The organism is Enterococcus rivorum (assembly GCF_001742285.1).
In the GTDB taxonomy this organism is placed as follows: Bacteria; Bacillota; Bacilli; order Lactobacillales; family Enterococcaceae; genus Enterococcus_L; species Enterococcus_L rivorum.
Genome location: NZ_MIEK01000010.1, coordinates 1 through 24613, shown reverse-complemented (window position 1 = coordinate 24613; position 24613 = coordinate 1). Strand labels below are relative to the sequence as shown.

The 24613-nt window shown below is 35.2% G+C and carries 22 protein-coding genes; 4 read left to right on the top strand and 18 right to left on the bottom strand.

Annotated features, from left to right (window positions below; translation table 11 throughout):
• Window positions 1-64: 64 nt before the first annotated feature.
• Window positions 65-1651, bottom strand: a complete 1587-nt coding sequence (locus tag BCR26_RS04480; RefSeq protein WP_069697781.1) for an ABC transporter substrate-binding protein — start codon at window positions 1649-1651, stop codon at window positions 65-67.
• Between the two features lie 269 nt (window positions 1652-1920).
• Here BCR26_RS04480 and BCR26_RS04475 point away from each other — a divergent pair, with 269 nt between their 5' ends.
• Window positions 1921-2718, top strand: a complete 798-nt coding sequence (locus BCR26_RS04475; RefSeq protein ID WP_069697780.1) for a hypothetical protein — start codon at window positions 1921-1923, stop codon at window positions 2716-2718.
• A 468-nt stretch (window positions 2719-3186) separates the two neighbouring features.
• Here the strand turns inward: BCR26_RS04475 and BCR26_RS04470 are convergent, their stop codons facing one another.
• The 4 genes from BCR26_RS04470 to BCR26_RS04455 form a co-directional block, all read right to left on the bottom strand.
• Window positions 3187-3390 carry a heavy-metal-associated domain-containing protein gene (locus BCR26_RS04470; RefSeq protein ID WP_069697779.1) on the bottom strand — a complete coding sequence of 68 codons (204 nt, stop codon included), beginning with the start codon at window positions 3388-3390 and terminating at the stop codon, window positions 3187-3189.
• A gap of 40 nt (window positions 3391-3430) precedes the next feature.
• Entirely contained in the window at window positions 3431-5893 is a 2463-nt protein-coding gene (locus BCR26_RS04465) for a heavy metal translocating P-type ATPase (protein WP_069697778.1), read from the bottom strand.
• A gap of 24 nt (window positions 5894-5917) precedes the next feature.
• Entirely contained in the window at window positions 5918-6370 is a 453-nt protein-coding gene (locus tag BCR26_RS04460) for a CopY/TcrY family copper transport repressor (protein ID WP_069697777.1), read from the bottom strand.
• A gap of 360 nt (window positions 6371-6730) precedes the next feature.
• Window positions 6731-7261 carry a dihydrofolate reductase family protein gene (locus BCR26_RS04455; protein WP_069697776.1) on the bottom strand — a complete coding sequence of 177 codons (531 nt, stop codon included), beginning with the start codon at window positions 7259-7261 and terminating at the stop codon, window positions 6731-6733.
• Between the two features lie 192 nt (window positions 7262-7453).
• Here BCR26_RS04455 and BCR26_RS04450 point away from each other — a divergent pair, with 192 nt between their 5' ends.
• From BCR26_RS04450 to BCR26_RS04440, 3 genes are all read left to right on the top strand, one after another.
• The gene (locus BCR26_RS04450) at window positions 7454-8209 is read left to right on the top strand and encodes a MurR/RpiR family transcriptional regulator (RefSeq protein ID WP_069697775.1); all 756 of its coding nucleotides are present in this window, start codon (window positions 7454-7456) and stop codon (window positions 8207-8209) included.
• Between the two features lie 163 nt (window positions 8210-8372).
• On the top strand, window positions 8373-9704 hold the full coding sequence (locus BCR26_RS04445) for a PTS sugar transporter subunit IIC (protein WP_069697774.1): 1332 nt from the start codon (window positions 8373-8375) through the stop codon (window positions 9702-9704).
• A 136-nt stretch (window positions 9705-9840) separates the two neighbouring features.
• Complete coding sequence (locus BCR26_RS04440; RefSeq protein ID WP_069697773.1) at window positions 9841-11271, top strand: 6-phospho-beta-glucosidase; 1431 nt, start codon at window positions 9841-9843, stop codon at window positions 11269-11271.
• A gap of 200 nt (window positions 11272-11471) precedes the next feature.
• On the opposite strand, the gene BCR26_RS04435 is transcribed toward BCR26_RS04440, so the two are convergent.
• The 13 genes from BCR26_RS04435 to BCR26_RS17935 form a co-directional block, all read right to left on the bottom strand.
• Window positions 11472-11996 carry a phage baseplate protein gene (locus BCR26_RS04435; RefSeq protein WP_069697772.1) on the bottom strand — a complete coding sequence of 175 codons (525 nt, stop codon included), beginning with the start codon at window positions 11994-11996 and terminating at the stop codon, window positions 11472-11474.
• An 11-nt stretch (window positions 11997-12007) separates the two neighbouring features.
• The gene (locus BCR26_RS04430) at window positions 12008-12739 is read right to left on the bottom strand and encodes a hypothetical protein (protein ID WP_069697771.1); all 732 of its coding nucleotides are present in this window, start codon (window positions 12737-12739) and stop codon (window positions 12008-12010) included.
• Window positions 12740-12751: 12 nt separating this feature from the next.
• Entirely contained in the window at window positions 12752-14143 is a 1392-nt protein-coding gene (locus tag BCR26_RS04425; protein ID WP_069697770.1) for a phage tail protein, read from the bottom strand.
• Window positions 14143-14862 carry a hypothetical protein gene (locus BCR26_RS04420; protein WP_069697769.1) on the bottom strand — a complete coding sequence of 240 codons (720 nt, stop codon included), beginning with the start codon at window positions 14860-14862 and terminating at the stop codon, window positions 14143-14145. Before BCR26_RS04420 ends, BCR26_RS04425 begins: the two co-directional genes overlap by 1 nt.
• Complete coding sequence (locus BCR26_RS04415) at window positions 14862-18575, bottom strand: hypothetical protein (protein ID WP_069697768.1); 3714 nt, start codon at window positions 18573-18575, stop codon at window positions 14862-14864. Before BCR26_RS04415 ends, BCR26_RS04420 begins: the two co-directional genes overlap by 1 nt.
• Window positions 18559-18882, bottom strand: coding sequence for a hypothetical protein (locus BCR26_RS04410; protein ID WP_069697767.1), 324 nt, complete (start codon window positions 18880-18882; stop codon window positions 18559-18561). Before BCR26_RS04410 ends, BCR26_RS04415 begins: the two co-directional genes overlap by 17 nt.
• A 53-nt stretch (window positions 18883-18935) precedes the next feature.
• Window positions 18936-19343, bottom strand: coding sequence for a tail assembly chaperone (locus BCR26_RS04405; RefSeq protein ID WP_069697766.1), 408 nt, complete (start codon window positions 19341-19343; stop codon window positions 18936-18938).
• A gap of 204 nt (window positions 19344-19547) precedes the next feature.
• Window positions 19548-20090 carry a phage major tail protein, TP901-1 family gene (locus tag BCR26_RS04400; protein ID WP_069697765.1) on the bottom strand — a complete coding sequence of 181 codons (543 nt, stop codon included), beginning with the start codon at window positions 20088-20090 and terminating at the stop codon, window positions 19548-19550.
• A 153-nt stretch (window positions 20091-20243) separates the two neighbouring features.
• Window positions 20244-20558, bottom strand: coding sequence for a hypothetical protein (locus tag BCR26_RS04395; RefSeq protein WP_069697764.1), 315 nt, complete (start codon window positions 20556-20558; stop codon window positions 20244-20246).
• 294 nt (window positions 20559-20852) lie between these two features.
• Window positions 20853-22691 (bottom strand): immunoglobulin-like domain-containing protein, encoded by a 1839-nt coding sequence (locus BCR26_RS04390; protein WP_069697763.1) that lies wholly within the window; start codon window positions 22689-22691, stop codon window positions 20853-20855.
• Window positions 22692-22849: 158 nt separating this feature from the next.
• A complete protein-coding gene (locus BCR26_RS04385) occupies window positions 22850-23374 on the bottom strand; it encodes a DNA-3-methyladenine glycosylase I (RefSeq protein WP_069697762.1) in 525 nt (174 codons plus the stop codon).
• Between the two features lie 224 nt (window positions 23375-23598).
• Complete coding sequence (locus BCR26_RS04380; RefSeq protein WP_069697761.1) at window positions 23599-24321, bottom strand: DUF1003 domain-containing protein; 723 nt, start codon at window positions 24319-24321, stop codon at window positions 23599-23601.
• Window positions 24322-24479: 158 nt separating this feature from the next.
• On the bottom strand, window positions 24480-24608 hold the full coding sequence (locus BCR26_RS17935) for an IS3 family transposase (protein ID WP_209591845.1): 129 nt from the start codon (window positions 24606-24608) through the stop codon (window positions 24480-24482).
• Between the last annotated feature and the right edge of the window lie 5 nt (window positions 24609-24613).

The following is a 24613-nucleotide window of genomic DNA, read 5'->3' as shown; positions in this document are numbered from 1 at the left end:
TGAGCGAAACCTCTCTCGTTTCATCTCAGCCCGCTTCCGATATATAACTACTACTGTTCTGTTTTTATTCTGATAAACTTACATTTGTATCGCCACTTACTAAAACAATTGTTCCATCTGCACGAACATGATATCCTTGGACTTTATTACTTAATCCCACAATAATATCTTGGTCATATAGATCTAAATGCGGCACATCATCTGTAATTAATTTTAAGGCTTTCTCATAAATTTCTGCCCGTTTTTCTTGATCTGTTGTTGTGCTTGTCGCTTCTAACAATAATTTATCCACTTCAGGATTGCTGTAGCCGCCACCGTTTCCTAAAGCCCCAATTTGTTTCGTATCAAACATTTGGTATAAGAAGAAGTCTGGGTCTGGATACCAACTCCATCCCATAATATACAAAGGTGCTTTTCCACTAGAAACAGTCTCACTAAATGTGCCCCATTCTACTGCCTTGATGTCAATTTTCACACCAATTTTCTCCATTTGCGCTTGAACAATTGTTGCTACAGGAACTCTTGCTTCTGAAGTATACAATTCAATAGCAAAACCATCTTTATAACCAGCTTCTTCTAGCAATTTTTTGGCTTTATCAATATCTTGTTTATTCGCTTCTTTTACTTCGTCTGCTACTTTTTCACTATATCCCCAAGAAGTACGTGGTAATGGTAAATATGCAGGTTTTGCTTCATCATATTTATAAATACCTTTAGTTAACTCTTCTTTATCTAGCGCTAAGCTCATCGCTTGTCGAACTTTAAATTCTTTCGTTGGACCTTCTTTTACATTAAAAGATAGATAACCAATCGATAGGCCGTCTGTTTTTTCCAGACTTAAATCTTTATTTTTTTCAATCAATTCAACGTTTTGACCACTAATATCCGTTGCAATATCAATATCCCCTGATTGAAGAGCATTTCCCATCATATTTTTATCTGTAATAAACGTATATTTCACTGAGTCGAGTTTGGCTTTTTCTTGCCAGTATTTATCGTTTCTTTCTAGCTTAACAAAGTCATCTGCAACCCATTCTTTGAAAGTAAATGGACCTGTTCCTACTGGATGTTGTCCGAATTTGTCGCCCCATCCTTCCACTTCTTCTTTCGGAATAACCGCATTTCCCATATCTGTTAACATTGCTAGGAAAGCTGCATATGGCGTTTCCAACTCAATCTTCAACTCATTGTCATTCACTACTGTGATTTCTTTCACATTTCTTAAGCGATTCATTGCCGAATCATTCAACGAGCGTTCTAGAGAATATTTTACATCCTCAGCCGTTAGCTTACGCCCCTCTTGATATTTTCCTTTTTGGAAATAAACATCTTCTTTTAACTTAAAGGTGTACGTTTTCAAGTCATCAGAAATTTCCCATTTCTCTGCTAAAGAAGGAACTATTTCTTTCAATTCTTTATCATAGGTAACCAATGTGTCAAGGATACTTCTCATAACATTTGATTCATACAACGCTGTATAAGAGATTGGATCTAAACTAGCAATACTTGATGATAAGGCAATTTTTAATTCTCCACCTGAAGCCTCTTTATTGGAACTGTCGGTTGATTTCTTCCCTGAGCTTGATCCGCAAGCTGTTAATAACGCAAACAGACTAGCCAGTAATACCAATTTGTAGCCTAACTTTTTCATCTTGAATCCTCCCTTTTCATAATAAGAAATATTTTTTCAAAACTAGAACCTTGAATGGATTTTATCAAAATTTTCATCAAACTTCAACCGTTTTTTAATGTAATTCAAGAGAAAGCTTCCATTTATCTTGTTTATTAGAAAAATTTAATCAAAAAAACAATTTTCATCCCTCAAAGAAGCTTTTCCTTTTTAATTAAATGAATTTGAAAATCATGTTACACTTAATTTAATAACATTGGTTTGATTCTATATGATTGGAGTTGATTTTTTTGAAAAAAGACAAACAACATTTTATCTTCATCTTATTTTTACTGCTCCTCTTTGCCTTCTCTAACTTTGTTCTCTTAATGCTGGGAGAATCTTCTAGAGAAATTGTCTTAAATTTATTTTCTGGTATGGCTTTTGCACCAGTAGAGGTTTATGCAACAGTTTTTTTTCTGGAAAATTTTTTACGTAAACGTGAAGAAGAAATGGAGGAAATAAGAGAAGATACTGATTATTTTTCAATTGCTAAAGAAGATCAGCTACAGCTTATTTGGACAATCAAGTATTGTCTATTAGAAAATTTTTATACGACACCTTACTCTGATGTGGATGAAGCGTTTCAAAGACTTTATGAAGACCGAGAGACCATTCTTTCTCCAAGCTTTTGGGAAAATACTCTATTGAACGAACATCTCCGCCCCCCAATCAAAAAATATCAGCTACAGACCTTTGGAGAAGAAACACCTTATTTATCCGTATTAGAACTCTCTACTGAAATTGGAAACTACATGCGCAGTGAGATTACTGATTTTTATGCAATTTATCTAAAATTCATTCCGTTAGATATTTTTAAAGAACTTCATGGTATTTATAAAGCAATTGAAATTAGCCTGTTATTCAGCGATAATCCCTATGTTTTACAAACAAAACAAGGCTTAATCCAAAAGCAAAAGGAGCACACTCTATCCACAGAAGAATATGAGCGCTTAGCAGAAATCTCACAATTACTATTAAAAGACATTCATTCTCACATGCAAAATATTTCAGCAATGACTTTAGATCATTATCGAAAAATAGAGTAGTGTTATTTTATTAGTAAGTAATCTGATTGAATTAATGCCTACTGAATAAGTACTAAATGATAAAAAATGACTCCTACTTAAAATCAGCTAGCAAAGAAACAGAGCGGCAAGCTCAGTTAACGGATAAGAAAATAAAAAGAATCTGTATAATTATATAAATTGAAAAATACTTAAAACGAACTAAACGTGCACGGTTTGTGGTCTATTCAGTAGATATTAATTGATTTTTTTCCATAAAAAAGATTCTACCACGAAGTTAAAATGGCAGAATCTTTTTTTATTAAAATCTAGTATATTCACAAAATTATAATTAGGTAAGGCTCAAAATCAAAGAGCAGACAGCTTAAAGTATCCCTCAATTTTAATAGCCTAGTCTCTCTTTTTTTATTGAAAGATCAGAATAATCTGATGTAATTTATGCAAAAACACTAAAGGTATTTATTTTTATATGTGGCTTGGCATAGTTTTTTAGTCACTAACTATAAATTTAGTGTCTGCTAACGCTTCTTTTAAAAGGTCAATTGATAGCTCTTCTTCACTTTTGATTGTAGCTGCTTTTTTTTCCAAATCGATTATTACAGACGTGATCCCTTTTATCACTTCGAATTTTTCTTTGACAATGTTTACACAACCATCACATTTCATTCCTTCTATTGAAACTGCTTTTTCCATTTTTTTTCATCCCTTTTCTATTTATTTTTTCCACCTATCGTTATTTAATTGAAGATGGTTTAAACCTCTTTAAGCGCAATGCGTTGATTAACACTGATACAGAACTAAAACTCATCGCGGCTCCTGCTATCATTGGATTTAGTAATGGTCCTCCGAACAAATGAAGTACGCCCATTGCCACTGGAATTCCAAGGGTATTGTAGGCAAATGCCCAAAATAGATTTTCTTTAATATTTTTTATGGTTGCTTTACTTAACTCTACTGCTGTTGGTACGTCCATCAAGTCACTTCTCATTAAGACAATATCCGCTGATTCCATAGCAACATCCGTACCTGAACCAATTGCGATTCCGATATCAGCTTGCGCTAATGCAGGAGCATCATTAATGCCATCGCCTACCATCGCAATCTTTTTCCCTTCCTGCTGTAATTTTTTAACTTCTGCTGCTTTATCTTCTGGTAACACTTCACTTAAAACACGATCAATCCCTACCTGTTTAGCAATCGCTTCAGCTGTAAGTCGATTATCACCAGTAATCATAGCAACCTCAATTCCCATTTGTTGCAGTTTTTTTATTGCTTGTTTACTATTTTCTTTAATCGTATCAGCAACTGCAATAATTCCTGCAATTTCACCATTTTTTGCAATAAACATTGGTGTTTTGCCCTGTTCTGCTAATTGATTCGATTGAGTATTAAGCTCTCCCAAACTAATTTTTTTATCCGTCATTAGTTTTTGATTTCCTAGTATAAAGGTGTTTTCCTCAATGCTAACCTCAATTCCATGTCCAGGAATCGCTTCAAAGGAATCCGTTTTAGCTAGTAATAAGCCTTTTTCTTCTGCACCATTCACAATCGCTTCTCCCAAGGGATGTTCAGAACCTTTCTCAGCAGAAGCCGCTAAACGTAAAAGTTCATCCTCAGAAATCCCTGAAACTGTGACAATATCAGTTACTTTAGGTTTCCCTTCAGTGATTGTTCCAGTTTTATCAAATACAATTGTCTGTAGCTTATGAGTTGTTTCAAGAGCATCACCACTTTTGATTAAAACTCCATTTTCTGCCCCTTTACCTGTTCCTACCATAATAGCTGTTGGCGTCGCCAAGCCTAGCGCACACGGACAAGCAATTACTAGTACTGAGATCGTAATCGTTAAAGCGAAAATCCAAGATTCCTGACCTAAAAAGTACCAAGCTAACCCAGACAAGACTGCCAAACCGATAACAATTGGGACGAACACACCAGAAATTTTATCCGCCATTTTAGCTATTGGTGCTTTAGATCCTTGGGCATCTTCTACAAGTTTAATAATTTGAGATAGCGCTGTATCCTTCCCAACTTTTGTTGCCTTAAAATGGAAAAGACCGTTTTTATTAATACTGGCACCAATCACTTGATCTCCGGCTTTTTTCTCTACAGGAATACTTTCTCCAGTCAGCATTGATTCGTCAATTGAGGTGTTCCCAGAAATAACAACTCCGTCTACAGGTATTTTTTCACCAGGTTTTACAATAATGATATCCTCTACTTGAACAGCATCAATCGGAATATCTAGTTCTTCATTATTTCTTAGCACACGAGCATTCTTTGGTGCTAAGCCCATTAATTTTTTGATGGCTTCTGAGGTCTTCCCTTTAGAAACTGCCTCAAAATACTTTCCTAATGTAATTAAGGTTAAAATAACAGCAGCCGATTCATAATAAAGCATCATGGCAAAATGAGTGTCTCCTGAAAAAATCATGACTGTACCATATAAGCTATAAAGAAATGCTGCACTTGTACCTAAAGCAACTAACGAATCCATGTTAGGATGCCCTTTAAATAGGGACTTAAAGCCAACAGTGAAAAAGCTTCTACCTAAATAAAGTACCGGAAGTGTTAGTAATAATTGAGTGATCGCAAAAGTAGCTCCATTTTCCATTGGTGCCAAGGCACTTGGCAGAGGAAGTCCAATCATTTCCCCCATAGAAATATAGAGTAGAGGAACGGTAAAGACTGCCGATACCCAAAAGCGTTGCCACATATTTGCAATATGCTTTTGTTTTTTCTCACGATCTCGATCGACACTATCAACAGTGTCCATCTCTTCAACTGCACCATACCCTGCATCAACAACGACTTGAGTAATCGTTGAAGGATTAATAATCGTCGGATAAAAAGAAACAATCATTTTTTCTGTGGCTAAATTGACCGAAGCTTGCTCCACTCCAACAATCTTATTTACAGCTTTTTCTATCGTTTGAGCACAAGTTGCACATGTCATACCTTCTATGTCAAAGGTTCTTTGAATCGTATTGCTTAAAGCTTGAAAGCCTGCATCTGAAACAGCTTGCTTAATTTCTATAGCAGACAATTTTTGCTCATCAAATTCTATCGTCAGTTTTTCAGTTGCTAAGTTTACACTTGATTTTGCTACACCAGGAAGTTTTCCTGTAGCTTTTTCAACCGTTTGTGCACAAGACGCACAGCTCATTCCTTCTATATTAAACGTTTTCGTCTCCATCTTCTTCATCCCCCTATTTGTTTTTTATAGTTCTTTTTGTAAATGGCACTGACATTGACCAGGAGTACAATTGCAAGGAACTTTTTCAACTGCAGTCTTACGTTTTTCTTGCAGCAGTTTTTCAATTTTTTCAATATCCTCAAAACTTAACAAGCTTTCTGAAAGAATCGTTTCTACAAAAGTTCCAACTTTTCGACTACAAATTTTAGTTAAAATATCTTCTGATAAAGCGTCAATACTTTGTCTTTCTTCTACTATAGGAAAATAAATAAACTTGTTCCCTAAAGGTTTCGTTCCAAGCATTTTTTTATCAACAAGTCGACTCAAAAGTGTTTTTACTGTCGTGGTTTTCCACTCAGTTTTACTATTTAAAATGTTGGTCACTTCTTTACTCGTTGTTTCTTTTTGAGCCCAAACCACGCGCATAATTTCCCATTCAGCATCTGTGATTTTCGCTACAATATCTACGTTTGTCATGTGACTCTCTCCTTTAAAGTTCTTACCAAGACCAAAAGACTACATTTGTAGTCGTTTCTACATTTCTTATAATACGTTGTTTTTTTGAAAGTGTCAACAACATTTAACTATTTCCTCCTTTTTTAAGTAAAGAACACTTTCCTTTTACAGTAATGTCATGGCAAAAAAAAGGATGAAACAAAACTAAAAATCAGTTTTGTTCCATCCTCTACATCGGAATAAACGGTGGTCAAAAGTCTGGGGCTTTGAAAATTTCTCGAAAATCAGTCCATATATAAAGCGTATAGTGCGCTTTTCAATCTAATTTCCCGCCCCAAAACGACTTCTATCTCAACCTCTTAAAAAATTATGGATATTTTCTTACTTCTTAGAATAGGTCGTATATACCATCCCATTTTTCTCATAAACCTGATCTATTTTCAATTGAACAGGTCCCTTAAACGCTGGAAATAATGGAATACCTTTTCCTAATACGATTGGCAAAGTAGCAATAATATAAGTATCAATCAAATTAGCTTCTACTAAAGGGGCTACAATACTCCCACCACCAACAATCCAGATCGCCTTTCCAGACTCTTCCTTCAATTTTTCTACTAGTTTTACTGGAGAATCTTTCGTATAAATAATCGTTTCTGTATTTGCTTCGGGATGATGCGTGATAATATATGATGTTTGCTTTTCATAGGGATAATTATCAGGTGCTAATTCCGTTGTCACTTGATGGTACGTCGTTCTTCCCATTATCACTGTATCAATTTTCTCCAAAAGCTCTTCATAACTAGTGTCTTCCTCTGTGACTTCTACATTATTCAAAAAATCGATTTTACCATCTTCTTCGGCAATATAGCCATCTAAACTAGTTGCAATATATAAAATAACTTCTCTGCTCATTGTACTCAGCTCCTTTTCTGTCTTTTAGTAATTATACTCATCTTTGCCTTCTCTTCAATCAATACGCTCAAATTTTCTCATGCTAAAAAAAATAAATTATTGTACAATAAGGTAAAGCCTTCAAATACTTTTGATTAGCGAGTCAGTCTCATTTCTACCTTTTCATTTTAACCTACTAGGAGGCGTTACCCATTGCTGGATTTAGAAAAAATTCATTCTTTAAATGAACTAGAAATGCTTGTCTACCAATATATTGCAGAAAATCAAACGACGATTCCAAAATTGACCATTCGCCAACTTTCAGCTGCTTGCCACGTCTCTACCTCAACCATTCTAAGATTTTGTACCAAAATGGGGTTTGACGGCTTTTCTGAATTGAAATATGCTTTGAAAGAGGAACAAATACAATCTAGCTCTTTTGAACAATACTACGACGCAACGATTCATGTTGATTCTTTCTTAAAAAAAATAAATCAACAACCCTATTATGAGACTTTAGAACCAGCTATCCGCATGATTACAGAGACAAGACATGTTGCCTTTTCAGGCTTAGGGACAAGTGGTATTTTAGGAAGCTATGGCAGTCGTTACTTTGTTAATATGGGAATCAACTCATACACGATTACCGATCCATTCACACCAATTCCACCTCGAGGATTTGAAAACACCTTAGCTATTATTCTTTCGGTTTCTGGTGAAACTTCTGAAATCATTCGGCAAATCGCTGATCTCAAACGTTCTGGCGCTCAAATTTTAACCTTAACAAATAATGAACATTCTACTATTGCTCGACTAGCAGACTATAATATTTCTTATTACATGCCTGATGAACGCTCCCCTTATACTGGCTCGACAATCAATATTACTACTCAAATTCCCGTTATCGCTCTTATAGAAGTCCTAGCTCACCAAGTCAGTAAGCGAATCGCTCAAAACAACAATGAATGATTGAAAAAATCATCGTTGTTGTTTTTTTCATTGGTACATGTTCCCAATACTCTTCAACAGATTCCATTTTTACCACGAATCTTTTAAACTGAACTTGTAAACGGATTCAATCTTTTTACTACATGCATTTATTTTTACTATTTATCTAAAGGAGAGGTTTAAAATGAACGAATGGATTAATGAAAAAATTCTTCCCCCTGTTTTAAAATTTGTTAACACAAAAGCAATCACAGCATTAAGAAATGGGATGCTTTACACGATGCCCTTTACCATTGTCGGTTCCGTATTTCTTTTGCTAGCTAACTTACCAATCACTTCTGTTGCACAGTGGGTTACCGACAGTGGGTTAGCTGTTTACTTCAATCAGGCCTATGGTGCATCTTTTGCTATCATGTCTGTCTTCGCAGTAATAGGTATTGCCTATTCTTATGTAAAAACAGAGGGTTTTGAAGGACTACCAGCCGGGATGATTTCTTTAGTGGTGTTCATTCTGTTTATGTCATCTGAAATAACAGATCCAGAAAGCGGTATAACAATTGGGAACATCATCAATAAAGATTGGACTGCAGGTAAAGGAATGATTACCGCAATTATTGTTGGTTTGATTGTCGGCTGGGTCTATAGTTGGTTCTTACGTCATGATATTCGTATCAAACTCCCAGAAGCTGTTCCAGAAAACGTTGCAAACTCATTTACCGCATTAATTCCAGCAGCGGTTTTAATTACCGGAGCAATGTTCGTTTACATTTTCTTTGACTTAGTGTTAAAAACAACTTTCTTTGACTTTATTTACAAAGTTTTACAATCACCACTACAAGGAGTTACAGATTCATTAGGTGGAGCTTTAGTTTTAGGTTTCTTGATTCCGCTATTTTGGTTCTTTGGCGTTCATGGCTCGACTATCGTTGGGGGGATTATGGGACCTATTTTGCAAGCGAACTCTTTGGAAAATACAGAATTACTAAAATCAGGAAAAGCTTTAACAATCGCCAACGGTGGCCACATCGTCACACAGCAATTTTTAGATCAATTTTTAACGGTTACTGGTGCTGGTATGACCATTGGGTTAGTCATTTATATGGTTTTCTTTGCAAAATCTGCTCAGTTCAAACAATTAGGGCGCTTATCTATCGGCCCAGCTGTTTTCAATATTAATGAACCTGTCACTTTTGCGACACCAATTGTAATGAATCCAATTATGGCGATTCCATTTATCTTAACGCCTGTTGTTTCATCTGTAATTACTTACTTTGCTTTATATAGTGGACTTGTTCCATTATTTACTGCGGTTCAAGTTCCCTGGACAACACCACCAATTATTTCTGGTTTACTTGTAGGAGGTTGGCAAGGAGCTCTCCTTCAAATCGTTGTTCTTAGCCTAAGTTTCTTCATCTACTTACCTTTTGCTAGGAAAATGGATGCTATCAATTATGCTGAAGAGACTAATCAACCAATCACAGAAGAAATATTAGAAAAAATCGAAGCAGAAGCTTAAGAAACAGTGAAGCAAATTTACTCATTTCATAGAGTGCAATGCTTCCGTTCAAAATATTTCTCCTATCATTGCACTCTATGAATACCATAAACTCAAAGCATACTGACAATTGCTAGGTATAAAAGGAGACGATCACATGTCGATTTTAAACGAAGATTTTTTATGGGGTGGCGCTGTTGCTGCTCATCAACTAGAAGGTGGCTGGAATCAAGGTGGAAAAGGCATTAGCGTAGCTGATGTTATGACCGTGGGTGCAAATAACATTCCTCGGAGAATGACAGAAGGTGTTTTAACTGGAGAGAATTACCCGAATCATGAAGCCATTGATTTTTATCATCGTTATAAAGAAGATATCCAACTTTTTAACGAATTAGGTATTAATTGTTTCCGAACCTCTATTGCTTGGACAAGAATTTTTCCTAATGGTGATGAAGATAGCCCAAATGAAGAAGGATTACAATTTTATGATGATTTATTTGATGAATGTTTAAAGTACGGGATTCAACCGATAGTGACACTTTCTCACTTTGAAATGCCTTATCATTTAGTCACTAAATACGGTGGTTGGCGTAATCGCAAGTTAATTGACTTTTTTGTTCGTTTTGCACGAGTTTGTTTTGATCGTTATAAAGACAAAGTAACTTACTGGATGACTTTTAACGAAATTAATAACCAAGCGAATTTTGCAGAAGATTTTGCTCCTTTTACTAACTCAGGGATTAAATATGAAGCAGGAGAAGATCGAGAAAAAATTATGTATCAAGCGGCACACTATGAATTAGTCGCTAGTGCTCAAGCAGTAAAAATCGGTCATGAAATCAATCCTAATTTCCAAATTGGTTGTATGATTGCTATGGTGCCTATCTATCCTTATTCTTGCGCTCCTAAAGATATGTTAGCTTCCGTTAGCGCAATGCAGAAACGTTATTGGTTTACTGATGTCCATGTCCGAGGACATTACCCAAGTTTTATCACAAACTATTTAGCCCGGAAAAACTATGAACTAGATATTATAGATCAAGATATTGACGATCTTTCTCAAGGATGCGTAGACTATATTGGTTTTAGCTACTATATGTCTTTTGCTATCCAAGACAAAAACAAAGGCCCAGCCTATGACTACGATGAATCAACTGATTTAGTAAAGAATCCTTATGTCGAAGCTTCTGACTGGGGCTGGCAAATTGATCCTGAAGGTCTGCGTTATGCGATGAATTGGTTCAATGAACGCTACGAACTGCCACTATTTATTGTAGAAAATGGCTTTGGTGCGATTGATGCGCTTGATTCAAATGGCCAAGTTGATGATCAATACCGCATTGACTATTTGAAAGCTCATATTGAAGCGATGAAAGAGGCTGTTGAATATGATGGTGTTCCCCTCATCGGCTACACTCCTTGGGGCTTCATTGACCTTGTTTCTGCTGGAACTGGGGAAATGAAGAAACGCTATGGTTTTATCTATGTAGATAAAGACAACGAAGGAAATGGAACCTTGAGACGTTCCAAGAAAAAATCCTTTGATTGGTATAAGCGAGTGATTGAGAGTAATGGGGAAAGTTTATAGAAATTGTATTAGTTTCTTCTTTGTATTGATTTTTCTATTAGCTATCAAAAAGAAATATACTATTCGTAAAATTTCTTAAAATCGTTTAAGATTTGAACTTTTCTCATTAGAATGGAGGAAGACTATTTGAAACTTTTATCTTTCTCCATTCAATTAATATCTTTCATAATAATATTATTCAAGACTCATACTATTTCAAATTAGGCAGTCCTTACCCACATATAAACTGTACTGTAAGGTTGTATATTATTATGTGGTTTGCCTCCACCACTGCTAACACTGTCTTTACCTGGGCGCTCGTGCCATAAAAAACCGTTTGTTCCACCACTGGGTGCTGCAGGGTTGTCTCCTCTAGCTACTCCTATATTATGACTATGTGGTGCTAGTTCTTCAACTTTTAAGGTATGAGTTTTTGCACCACCTGTTTTATTTGCTAAATTAAAATCAGGGTCAGATTCATCAACCCCAACCAAAACTTTACCTTTAATCCTTCCCCAAGTACCGCCAAACATAACTGATGGTTCAGTATTTTTTACGGACTGATAAATACACCCAACTGGATAAAATATGTCAATAAGGGTAACCCCCTTCATTTTCAGTCCATCTCTAAAATCCTTAACCCCAGAAATTGTTTCATCATCTGTCTTAGAAACTGCAGCACTAAAATTCTCCTGAATCGTTTCCGCACCATTTTCCATGCCTCTATATATCTTTTTAAATGTCATTTTCATTCCTCCTAAATGTGTAATTCAAAAATAATTGAACGTTTGCTCTCCTCATCAATCAATAGATAATGAGAATTGTCTAATTGTTGTAAACTTGCTTCTGTTCGATACTCAACTGGCAAAGAAACAATGCTTTCGTTATAGTCATTGTGTGTCACTTGGATAGGTACCGATTGGCTTGCTGTTCCACCGAAAAGACCGTGCTCCTCTGTTCCTAACGGAAGTACACCAATTCCATAGTCCCAGGTACGAACGTTAATCTCCGGCTGTACTCCTAATTTATGAGGTATCGTAACATCAAAACCTACAGGTAAAAATTTCATCATTAATCGTTCTATATTTTCTAACCGATCATCCAACACAGAAAATTTTCCATAATTCTCGCTATTTCTAGCCTGAATCACTTCACTATCCTTAGTCGCATTGCCAATCACTTCTTTAAATTTTGCTTCTAAGGTTGCTTGTCGCTGTTCTACCTGTCCTTGACGTTTCTCTGTCTGCTCAGCAATTCCTTTAATTTTATTGTATAAAACATTACTATATTCAAACATCCGAGCAATGGTCTCTCTTACATGACGTCGCCACATTTTGGTTCGAATCCACAGGGCAAATTTTTGGGTTAGCTCATCCACGACACCAAATTTTATTGCCTCCTCAATTTCTTCTACATCAGTCGGATCTTTGTAATCCACTTGATGATTCTCCCCTGTAGGTTGTGTATCATAAAATTTTTGTTCTGGCATTTTCTTTTTCACCTACTTTTTCTGTATTTCTTTTACTATTGTATATAGCTCTTCGATTTTTTCTTGTTGTGCTACTAATGTGATTTCTTGATTTTGAATTGTATCACTTTGTGTTTGTAACAGTTGTTTTTGATGGGTTAATTCCTGTTGCTGTTTGGTTAATAGCTGTTCATGTTCTGGTAAAATAGCTGTTTGCGTTTGTAAATAATCCATCGTTTGCATTCCGGAACTAACACTCGTTTTTAACGAGTTAATTGTTTCTTTCATACCTCGATACTCTAATTGATATTGAGAAAATGTCTTTTTTCCTGTACCAATTGTAACGTTTATCTTTTGAGGATTTAATATATCAATTTTTTTCTCAATGACTTGCAAGATTTCTTTTTCATAAAGATAAGGGTTAGCTACAGGATAAGAATTTCCTAATTTAATAATCTCATAGCGTTTATCTATTAGCCCTAATTCAATGACTTCTGCTGTCCAAGTAACCAGCATTAAGCGTTGCTCTCTTAGATAGTCTTCTGCTCTTTTTTTAAGAGTATTCTTATCTTCAACGTGAGAAAGCTCAAGGTTTTTCTGAATAACACCAAATTTTTTTACTAAAGATGTATCTTCAATATAATTCTTGCCAGCATTAACAGCTTCAATCGTCGTTTTTTGTCTAGAAAAATTCCCTTCTTTTTCAATAGAACTTTGATTTTCTAAGTCTTTACCTATTGGAACCACCCTTGTTGCTAGTTCTGAAATATCAATTTCCCGACTAGCACTTTTTAGATTTCGCGCAATTTGTAATGGTGTAGTAGATTCTTTCCCATATTCTGCTAAATAATCTAGATAAAGAGTGTCCTTACTCTCTCTTAAATTAAAATATCCTCCCAATTGGTCTAACAACTGATCTTTCAAAACTTCTGCCGTTTTTCCATAGCCAGTATTTCGATAAACCTGTTTTTTATCCCTGACTGTCACAGTTCCTAAATGAATCTTTTTATGATTTTCTACTTGTAAATTATGCTCTATCAATATTTTTTCTAAAAATTGTCGTACAGTTAAAATTTCTGGTTTGAAATATTTTTGTGTACTATCATAAAGATAAGCTTTTTGATCCTCACAAAGAATTTTCTCAACAAACTTTCCTGCACCACTCATTGCATTTGTGATTTTTGCAATTCTTCCTTTAAATATTTGTCCTGTTGAATCAGCTACTGTCACAAGATTAACAATGGGTTCTGCTTTTCGATAAGCTGGACTATTAATATTAATTGAAAAATCAAAGGTACTAATTCCCAAACCTTCCAAAGAAAGCTCCAAATGTCCCTCTGCTAATTTATTTCCAAAGTTGGCAGGTTCATGGATTACAATGCCTTTTTTATCATCGGCATTTTCGTAAAGAGTTACTCGATACATTAAACCATCACCTCAGTCTCAGTGGTAAAATGAAGATGCCCATTTCCAATAATCGTGAGATAATTCTCTCCTCTTTTCAATTTGAAAAATAAATCTTGATTTTCCCCTTTTTGGATCTGAACCTTTTCTCCATCTTCCGTAATAAGCTCCATACTATTATTAGAAAAAAGTATAGGACTCGTTGCGTTAACGCCTTCGTTAATCAAAAGAATTTTACGTTTACCAGCTACTTTAAAACCGGTCCACTGATCTACACCGTCCACAAAATAATCTAAATCAAACTCATCACTATAACCAGAAGCATTTTTCAGTGCAAAAGGATAGCAATTAAAAACAACTGTCAATACTAGACTATTGGTTTCATGTTTGTCTTCAGCACTAATACTTTCACATTTTCCTAACCAATGGCAACCATCAAGCCAGGAATCATAAATAGGTTGAATACCAACAAGCAGCAACTCTTCTTTAGCTTGCTGCTCTAATTGTTTTCGATCGTCATAACTAGTTAACGGACGAATTAGTTTGACTGTTACTGTTCGATTGTCGAAAACTCGTTCTCCTAACAACATAGAAAAGTCATAGACCCCTTGCATAAAAGGAATACTTTCAATAATTTCCTGTTCATCTGGACTGGGAGCATCGTGTTCTAAAACATAATAGCCTGCTTTTTTACTATTAAAACGACCCATTTCAATATATTCTTTTATCTCAATTGTCATTAACGATACCTCCCTGTATAGCCTGTTCTATTTCCTAAAAATCCATCCATCTGATTCCCAATACCGCCAACTAATGCGCCACTTTCAAGCACAATATTCATATTTTTTATAGTATCGATCATGTCTTTCATTTGACCAATTAAACTATTTTGTACATCATGCTCTATTTTTAAGGCTGGCACACTCCCTTGGCCTTTTGTTCCAGAAACTGCTTGTTGAATATCTGTAATCATATTTCTAGCACTAGCTACTGCTAACTCAGTATCTTCTTCAATACCAACAGCTACTCCCTCAGCGATAGAGCGTCCCACTGTATCTCTAAATAAACGAGATGGAGAATTAATATCTGCAACTTTCTTGGCTTCTAAATTTACCGCATATACAAGATTACGCATCGCTGTCACTGCATCTCCCTGACCTGCCGTTATTCCTGAAGCGACACCAAGAGCCATATTTACACCTATCGAATGAAAATCAACTAGTAAAAGACCGACTTTCGCAAAAGTCGCCAAAGCTGTTCCCGCTATTCCTATATTAGAAGATTGGCTCAATAAACCACTACCAAAGCCAGCACCTACTTGTTTTCCCGCTTCGATTGCATCTACTTCTTTTTTCTTCATTTCATCTGGAACACCTTGCGCAGTGAGATTTGTTTTATTCGCCAGGTCACTCTTTTTACCTTCAATAGCTGCTCCCATTGAACCAATCAGCATACCACCAATATTCGTTGCATCTAGCGTCCCGTTTTGAATCGCAGTGATAAATGCTTGCTTACCTGCTTCACCATTTGCAAACATTCCTGCCGGCAACTCAGCTAAACCAGCTAAAGCCCCTTGAGAAAGGTTAGCTCCCACTTGACTAATATCCCCACTCTGTAAAGCACTGATTAAACTATCGTTCGCTTCTAGTCCTCTTTGGCTTAAAATTCCAGCCATTAATTGCATTTGGCTATCCACCGCAATTCCAGATTCATTATATTTTTGAACCATCGCAACTAGACCTTCATCCGTTGTTATGCCCATTTGCTCCATACTTTTTTTAACTGTTTCAGCCTTCAAACCTTCTTGTTGTTGCATCATTAGTAATGCTTCTGCTGCTGCGGCAAATTGTTGTTCTTTAATTTGTGCATTTTGTAAACCTAGTGCATCTATTTGTTGTTGGAAGTTCGCTTTTTGTACCTCATCTTCTGTCGCATTCATCTGTTCTTTTAAAGCTAATGTTTGTTCATTATTCGCTACTAATTGTTCTTGCTGATTGCGATATAATGCTTGACTAGCACTTTGAGCAGCCTTATATTCTTCAGCACTTAATTTTTCACCTTGCGCCAACTTATTTTGAGCTGCTTCAATAATTAGATTTTGTTGCTCCATTAGTCCTTCACGGATTGCGTTATTTTGATCTTGAAGTGCTTTTTTCTGCTCTTCAGTAAGAAGCTGACCTTCAAGGGTTTTGCCTTCTGCCAACATTTGACTATTTGCATTTGCTATCGTGAGCATTTCAGCTCCACCTTGACCAGCCTGAGTAATCATCATAGAATAAGCTTTACTTTGGGCAGCAATTTGTTCTTGACCTGTTAATTCTTCAGAGGCTAATAACTGTTGCCCCACTTTTTCTTTGATTGCCTTCATGCTATCTGCATGACGTTCCATAATCTGATTCGAGGCTTCAAAACGTTTTGAAGATTGTTCCATTCCCTCGCCAGAAAAAGCTGTGATTGCCGCTTGCCCTACTTCTGAGTACTTCTCTTTTAAGGCATCGATTCTCTGACCCGCTTCGTCTAGGCTTGTCTTATAAGATTCCCCTAATTGTTTTACTTGCTCTGAAGTACCCACAGATTCTTTGCCCAGTTCTGACATACTTGCTGCAACACCTTTAATTGCTGAGTTGTCCTTCAAATCATCAAAACCTGATTTAATGTCATTAATATTTTCATTCATACTACTAAATGCTTTATCTGCACCTTCATTATCGCCGCGAATTTTTGCCCAAAGTCCTGCCATCGCATTTCCAACAGCCTTAGCGGTATTAATAACTGTCATTCCTGCAAAAACTACTGTTCTAAATTGATCTACTAATAATGCTACTGCGAATAGTGCTCCTGTGATAATCATCGTACCTAAAAACTTGAAGACCGTTCCAATCGCCTTGACGACGGGTTCTACCGTTTTCATTGCATTTTTTATTGCCTCAAATGATGATTTTGTCACACCTTGAATATTCATAAAATTAGATTTCCATGCAGCCACAGCGGATGCAATCGCAATAGTAATAACTATCAGAAAAGCCCCGATTGGATTTTTAGCAATGGCTGATGATAAAGAACTCATAGCGGAAGATCCAACTTGAGCCATTCCACTAAAGCCTTGCCCAACTAGATTGGAAATGTATGGCATTACGCTTCCTGTCTGGTTGAAAGATGTAGCTAGAGCAGTCATTTCTGAAACAGCTAAACGACCAAATGAAGCAATTTTTTCTCCAGAAAATTCGCTAAAAGCTGAGATATTAGTTCTAATTAAATTAAAAGCATTACCTGTAACGTCACTTAGTGCTGTAAATTGTTGGCTTAATGTAGAAGCAAAAGAATCTGCATTATTTAAAGCATCAATAAATGACAAGCCCATTTCACTAATTTTTGCTATGACGTTTTCTTTTAAAGTTGAACCCATTTCACTAAATTTGGCTATGACATTTTCTTTTAAAGTTGAACCCATTTCACTAAATTTGGCTATGACATTTTCTTTTAAAATCGAACCAAAAACTATTAATTGGTCATTTCCTTCTGTTATTGCTTCTGATATTTTTTTGATATTTGAAGCACCTTCAGTAAATCCCTGAAAACCTCCAGTCGATTTCAGTAAATTTTCTGTCATATTTAATAAACTAGATGTAAATGACCCATTAATGTAATCCCCAACTTCAGTAAATTTTGATTTAATTTTTTCAAAAACCGTTAAAAATTTTTCTGATTTACTTCCAGATTCTTCTAGTTGTGAGGAGAATCCCTGAAAATTTGTAACACTTTGACCAAATGCATTACTTAATGTATTGATGAATTCTACTCCAGCAAATTTTGCTTCTCCTACCGTTAAACGAATAGAATCATTCACTAGAATCCAGCTATCTGATAACGCTTGTATTGTTGGAAATATTGAGCTAATTGATGCTTGTAATTCAGAGAAACCAGCCTGTCCTGTGATAACTACTTGAGTCAGTTGTAGAGAAACTTGTTGATAACTTTCTGAAAGAAGTTTACCCAACGTCGATATCGTTCCTAAATATCCTGAAACAGAATCACTTACTGTTTGTAGTAAAACACCGCTTGCAGTAAAGTTTTGAAGACTTAGCTCAGCTGAAGCGAACTCATTTGCAAGGGTCGTAGTTTGTTCACCTAAATTGCCCAACTCTTGCCCTGATTGATTCAATGAAACAGAAAGATTTCCTAAACTACTTGTCAAAGACTCAAAAATACTAGTATTACTTAAAGCATTTACTAGATTACCATACTCCACTCCCATAAAAGTACTAGCCATACGAAACTCATCCATTGCTTTAGATGCCGCATCCATTCCATTTACCAATAAAGTACTAATCCCATTGGTTGCACTCGCTGCTGTTTGAAATTTATCTAACACCTTTGTTGCATTTTGAATCGTAGTTGAAAAATTACTATCTTTTGCTTGTAAAACAGTCCTGACATTATTTACTTGATCCATTTTTTTCCTCCTTCCCTTGTTTTCTTTTTGCTACCAAACTCTGCGCTCGCAAAAGTCGTTCTCTCATTTCATAAAGATCTTCTTTTTTAGCCAATTTTTCCGTAGACTCTTTTGAGAATTCAGATAGAATTTTTTGTTCATTCTGTTCGTAGTCATAGATACTTTTGACATCTTTTATGAGATAACGTCCTTTTTTCTCCGCTTTAAATAGACGATTTGCAAATGCTGTTGTATACACTCTTCGTTCCATATCATTTTCTTTCAACAAATGAGCTTTCGTTCGTAGGTTGTACTCCCATGGTGTCATTCGTTCGATTTCTTTTAAAGTAATGGTAGGGAAAAAACGAAAGCAGGTAAGAACTATTTCGTCATAGCTTGCTCCAGTTCCGTTTGCGCTTTTTCTTCGACTGTTTTCATCATTTTTTCGATCCCCACTTTGATTCGAGTTACTCGTTTCTTCAATAATGGCGCCGATGTTAAGAACCCGATAAAATTTTCAAATAATTCATCAACCTCATCAGAATTTTCCAAGTAATCAATAATATCCTTTTCTTCCAGTTCTTCATACGTAATCAAACTAGCCACTAAAACGTTTTTTAATGCAGTAGGATCACCATCAATCAATCCTCCAATAAGTAATGTCAAATTATCTACTTGTTGATTTTCTTTAGGTAAAGCATTAATCTCATTTAAAAATTTAAAACCAAAAATTAAAGGATATTTCTCCCCATTAATTGTCACTACTGCTTTTATTGTCTTTTTTGCCATGTTTATTCCCTCCATTAAATAATAAATTTGAAAAGGTTAGTCTGAGACTAATAACGTTTATTGATTATTTTTGATTCATACAAGGGGAAAATACCTCTTACTCTAAGCAAAAATAATCATTTACAGTAAAATTAGTCTCATCCCTTTTCGCTGTCGACTCTTAAAAAAATAAATGCCGAAAACGAATGAGCATAACCTTCAGTTCTACGCTTTTACTTGTGGTGTATAAATAGATTTTGGTTCTTCCGGTTTCGCATCTGCTACTGTATCGAAGAAGAATGCTTTTGCCAACTCATCATTTTCTGCATCTACACTAGCTTCACCATTAACTAATAAACCATTTAATTTCATTACTGTTGAAACAGAAGCATTACTTTCAGCTTCCGCAGCATCAGGAAAGTTACTTAAAATTCCTGTTCCATATTGCGCTTTGTATTTGCGCTTTTCACCTGCAACTGGATTGTCAAAAAAGATACGCCAAATTTCAATTTCTTCCCCATTCTCGTAGGCATATTCTAGCATGTTGAATACATCTGTATTTGTTTTTAAAAATTCCATTTCAACATTTGCTTCGATACTACCGCCTGTTGCAACACTACCATCTTTTGTAGCTTGCGTTTCAACGTTAGTTTCACGATTGTAAATGTGACTCATTTCTAAAGCTAATAATCCAGCTTTCTTTTGTCCTCGCTCTTTTAATAAACGAAACATTAATTTGACATTTTTCCCATGAATTGCTTTTTCCATTGATTGTTCTCTCCTTAAAATAGGTTATTTTTTCTACTCATTTTACTTTGTATTATCACTGCACCTTAGAGCTTTATTACTCCTTCGAAACTGATTTCAATACTAGCCGTTTTCTCTACTTTTAATAAGTTTGTTTAATTGTCGCTATTTAAATCAGTTCCTAAATGGATCTATTTTAAAAGCAAATTGAATGATTGCTTGGACATATTTGTTTGTTTTCTCTATATCTTCTGAAACAATCACTTCTAATAATGCAGGCTCAACTGGCAAATTTACATCAGAAAATTGTTGAACAGCTTCTTTATAAGCTAGAAATATGCGCTCTTGTTTGTCATAATGACTCATTTTTTCTGTTGCTCTTTTTTGCCATTTTTTATATTTCTTTCGAATAATCTGGTCTACTTCTTGATCTGAATATTTTCCTTGAATTTTTTCTAACAATTCCAGTTCTTTCATTTGAATATTCATAAAAAACTCCTCCAAATCTTTTTTCGTGAATAATTGCTTGCACATTCTCCATTAGCTTTTAATGTCTTCAATGCTTAGACAAAAGAATAATGAATTTCTTATGTGCTTATAATAACAACTTATGGTTCAAAAAAACTTTTACTTTTCTGTTAAAAAACTCCCATATATTTTTGTCCATCGTAAAATTAACAGTATCTGTTTCATGAAAATCAGTTTCTTGACTACAAATAAAAAAAGAACACCTCTATTTAATTAGAGATGCTCTAGTGGGACTATTTAGTCGTTAGAATTAATCTATTGACTCTTATTTTTTCGTTTAAGTAGAATGACTGCCATTATTAGGATTAGCAGAATTGTTCCAAACACAGTTGCCACTATTCCGCTAGATTTCTCTCCTGTACTTGGGAGTTTGCCTGTTGGTTTGCTACTAGTTTTGCCTACCGGTTTGCTTGTAGAAGTAGTAGAACTCGTTGCTTCTTTTTCTACTGCTATTGTCGCTTCTGCAGTTGCTGTCCCACCTACAGAATTTTCGACCACATAAGTAATTGTATAAACACCTGGTTCTGACGTATCTAATTTATCGCTATCTGCGCTAGCTGCAACTGTAATCTCAGAAAAAGAGACCGTGTACTTAATCTTGTCTGTTAGATCGTTATCTTTCTTATCACTTGCAGTTACACCATTCATGATATAGGCATCATCAACCACACCACCCACTTTAACAACTCTCTTAGGTTCCTTTATTGTAATAACTGGGTTATGAGTAGGCAGAATTGGCTTGTCTAAAACTTGAATCTGGCCTTCAATAGAAGCCTTCTCTCCCGCTGAATTCTTTACTGAATAGACTACTGTATAAATACCGGCTTTTGACGTATCAAACGGGTCCTTTTTAACCTTGCTTGTCGTGCCATCTTCAACGAAGAAGAGGTCGTAAGTGATTTCTGAAGTTAGTTCGCCATCAAGAGGATCGATTGCAGACACTCCACTCAAAATGAACTCTTTACCAACCTTCTCACCAACAGTCACGACTTTTCCAATATCTTGAATAGAAAGTTTCAGACTATTCTTGGCGTCTGTCACTTTATCTAAAACTTCAATTTGTCCCTCTATAGAAGCCGTTTTTCCTGAACTATTTTCTACTGTGTAAGTGACATTATAGGTACCAACTTTTGATGAATCAAGCTTGAATACTGGTACTACTTTTGCTTTTGGTGTATTTTCAGAGAATGTTGCTGTATGGGTGATTTTTGAACTTAAATCACCATCAATAGTATCAGAAGCTTTTACACCTTTTAGAATAATTTCATCATCAATCGATTCGCCAACAGTTACTGTTTTTACTACATAATCCATTGTAATTTCTAATTTATTCGTTTCCACTTTATCCGTTTTCTCAACTACGTTGATTGCACTTGACAAGGTCGTAGTCACACCCGCTTCATTTTTCACCGCATAGGTAACAATATACTTCCCTGCTTGCAAAGTATCTATCTTTTTCACAGGTTTTAATTTATCAGATTCCACTAAAGATAAGGTATACGTTAGTTTAGAAGTTAAATCACCATCTGTTAGGTCTGTCGCCTTTACTCCGTCTAAAATAAATTTTTCATCAACCTTTTCTCCGATTTCAACCACTTTGTCTAAATCTTGAATAATGATTTCCGGATCGTTCACCAAAGCTTCTGGTTTTTCATCTGTTACATTTACGGTACTGGATACAGTGGTACTCATTCCAGTTTCATCCATAACATTATAGGTAACTGTATATACGCTAGGTTTAGAAGTGTCTATTTTTTTTACATTTTTAAGCTCTTTTTTATCTAAAGTAGCGATTGAGTAAGTTAACTTTCCAGTCAAATCATCTCCTTTAGAATTTTTCACAGTCACATTCTCTAAAATTGCTTTCTCATCAATTTTTTCACCAACTTTAACCTGACGATTACTCTCTGGTATTGTAATTTTCAATTTATTATCAGTTGAAGTCGAATCATTTTTTACTATTTTATACTTTGTGTTTTCCACTGGTGTATCTTTCGTTTGAAAGCTTTCAGCAGATACTTGGTGGACATTTAACATAAGTGTCGTTGAAAGTAGGCCAATGGTCAAACTAGCAACTATTCCTTTTTTAATCATATTATGTACCTCTATCATTATATTTTATTACTATCTCTCATTCTTTATTATAGCATACAATCTCTTCAAATATATTGCCATTTTTTTATCGGAATAAAGAAGAAAATGAAAACTTAATGATTTAAATTTCTTATAGTGCTATCTAACTCCTGCAACTTCTATCGATTCAACACTTCTTCTTGAATTATGCCACTTGCTTTGAGAAACATGCAGGTGACTACTGGTCCGACAAAGCTAAATCCACGTTTTTTTAAGTCTTTCGCTACTTTACTTGCTAAAGGGGTAACTTTCGGTACTTCATATTCTTCTTCATAGATTGACAGTATTGGTACACCACCAACAAAATTCCATAAGTAATTTGCAAAACTGCCATATTCTTCCTGAATCGTTAAAATGGCTTGGGCATTTTGAATAGTTGCATTAATTTTCCTTGGATTACGAATCATCAATGGATCCGCCATCACTTTTTCAACATCATCTGGCATCATCCCTGCAACTTTTTTTATCTCCATATTACGAAAATTTTTCAAAAAAGCTGACAATCTTCCTGCCGCTGCTTTCCAACTTAAACCTGCTTGAAATGTTCCGACAGTTAATAAAATAAATAGCAAGCGATCATCATGTGTCGGTTTTCCCCACTGCTCGTGGTACCATCCATAAGCAAACTTTTTTTGCTCCTTCATTATTTTTCACAAGTCCTCTCTATTATCGTTACTCTTCTTGCAAAAACCATTTCTAACAGCAAATATGCTTGAATAAGCTAAAAAATTCGTTTTGTATATTTCCCTTTAGCATCCGAAAGTTCCCTAAATTTCGTTTTCTTTAAATTTCCAATTATTTCTACGTTTGAATAGCAACTAAAGAAACGCTCTTCAACGATAGCTTAAAATAAACTTTTTAATTTATACTATTTATTTTTTTGATCGTTATTCAGATCATTTACCTGTTTCTGTAGTTTTCCTAACAATTCAATTTGCATTTGTTGCATTTGAACCATATGTTGCCATTGACTTGTAATAAGATAATCTATTTTTTCATGAAGCAACGCCACTTCAATTTCTGCTTTCAAGTTTACCTCATAATCATTATCTGCTTCTAAACGATCCCGAGCGGCTTGCCTATTCTGACTCATCATAATAATCGGTGCTTGAACAGCTGCCAAACAGGAAAGAACTAAATTAAGTAAAATGTAAGGGTATTTATCAAAAGGCTTTGTCAAAATTCCAATAGAGTTGATTGTGATCCAAGTAACTAGTACAAGAATAAAAATAAAGATAAACGGCCAACTTCCACCAAATTTAGCAATAGCATCAGCTGATTTTTGTCCAAACGTTAGATTTTTTTCCATTGTTTCATTTAAATCATTTGAGACCGTTTCTTTCTTCTTGATATCATCAACAATCGATCGGTTAAGTATTTCCATTTTATCTGAATCTTTTGAAATCATAATTTCTATATATTTTAAACGATAATCTAAAAGTTCTTGGAAGGTGATTTTAGAATCTTCTGTTAACTCAGGATGCTGTGACAGTATAAACTTAGATATCTCCTCCTCTGCATCCTTAATCTGTATTTCATCTGGTTCGATATTTTTAATTTTTCTTTTTCGGTACTTTAATCCTTTAGCCATATATTAATCAGTCCTTTCAAAATCATTTTCTACTTCTATCATACAATGTTCTAATAATTTCAGAAATTATTTTGATCGGTGAATTCAAAAAGAGGAGGCATGTAGTGAGACCCAAAAGTTAGACCAATTACCGACTGGAGAAATCTGGTCGGTAGTTTTTATGCTGTTATCCGTTCACGGTATTGAACGGGACTGCACCTGAGTTTCGTTTTGATTCGTTGGTGATTATAGTAATATATCCACTTATTAATGGCTTGCTTCAATCCTTCAAAGTTCGTGTAAACCACACCAT

Excerpts from the sequence above, each read along its gene's own strand:
- BCR26_RS04480 (WP_069697781.1), bottom strand. The coding sequence starts at position 1,651 with ATGAAAAAGTTAGGCTACAAATTGGTATTACTGGCTAGTCTGTTTGCG.
- BCR26_RS04470 (WP_069697779.1), bottom strand. The coding sequence starts at position 3,390 with ATGGAAAAAGCAGTTTCAATAGAAGGAATGAAATGTGATGGTTGTGTA.
- BCR26_RS04465 (WP_069697778.1), bottom strand. The coding sequence starts at position 5,893 with ATGGAGACGAAAACGTTTAATATAGAAGGAATGAGCTGTGCGTCTTGT.
- BCR26_RS04460 (WP_069697777.1), bottom strand. The coding sequence starts at position 6,370 with ATGACAAACGTAGATATTGTAGCGAAAATCACAGATGCTGAATGGGAA.
- BCR26_RS04455 (WP_069697776.1), bottom strand. The coding sequence starts at position 7,261 with ATGAGCAGAGAAGTTATTTTATATATTGCAACTAGTTTAGATGGCTAT.
- BCR26_RS04445 (WP_069697774.1), top strand. The coding sequence starts at position 8,373 with ATGAACGAATGGATTAATGAAAAAATTCTTCCCCCTGTTTTAAAATTT.
- BCR26_RS04440 (WP_069697773.1), top strand. The coding sequence starts at position 9,841 with ATGTCGATTTTAAACGAAGATTTTTTATGGGGTGGCGCTGTTGCTGCT.
- BCR26_RS04435 (WP_069697772.1), bottom strand. The coding sequence starts at position 11,996 with ATGACATTTAAAAAGATATATAGAGGCATGGAAAATGGTGCGGAAACG.
- BCR26_RS04430 (WP_069697771.1), bottom strand. The coding sequence starts at position 12,739 with ATGCCAGAACAAAAATTTTATGATACACAACCTACAGGGGAGAATCAT.
- BCR26_RS04425 (WP_069697770.1), bottom strand. The coding sequence starts at position 14,143 with ATGTATCGAGTAACTCTTTACGAAAATGCCGATGATAAAAAAGGCATT.
- BCR26_RS04420 (WP_069697769.1), bottom strand. The coding sequence starts at position 14,862 with ATGACAATTGAGATAAAAGAATATATTGAAATGGGTCGTTTTAATAGT.
- BCR26_RS04415 (WP_069697768.1), bottom strand. The coding sequence starts at position 18,575 with ATGGATCAAGTAAATAATGTCAGGACTGTTTTACAAGCAAAAGATAGT.
- BCR26_RS04410 (WP_069697767.1), bottom strand. The coding sequence starts at position 18,882 with ATGACACCATGGGAGTACAACCTACGAACGAAAGCTCATTTGTTGAAA.
- BCR26_RS04405 (WP_069697766.1), bottom strand. The coding sequence starts at position 19,343 with ATGGCAAAAAAGACAATAAAAGCAGTAGTGACAATTAATGGGGAGAAA.
- BCR26_RS04400 (WP_069697765.1), bottom strand. The coding sequence starts at position 20,090 with ATGGAAAAAGCAATTCATGGGAAAAATGTCAAATTAATGTTTCGTTTA.
- BCR26_RS04395 (WP_069697764.1), bottom strand. The coding sequence starts at position 20,558 with ATGAATATTCAAATGAAAGAACTGGAATTGTTAGAAAAAATTCAAGGA.
- BCR26_RS04390 (WP_069697763.1), bottom strand. The coding sequence starts at position 22,691 with ATGATTAAAAAAGGAATAGTTGCTAGTTTGACCATTGGCCTACTTTCA.
- BCR26_RS04385 (WP_069697762.1), bottom strand. The coding sequence starts at position 23,374 with ATGAAGGAGCAAAAAAAGTTTGCTTATGGATGGTACCACGAGCAGTGG.
- BCR26_RS04380 (WP_069697761.1), bottom strand. The coding sequence starts at position 24,321 with ATGGCTAAAGGATTAAAGTACCGAAAAAGAAAAATTAAAAATATCGAA.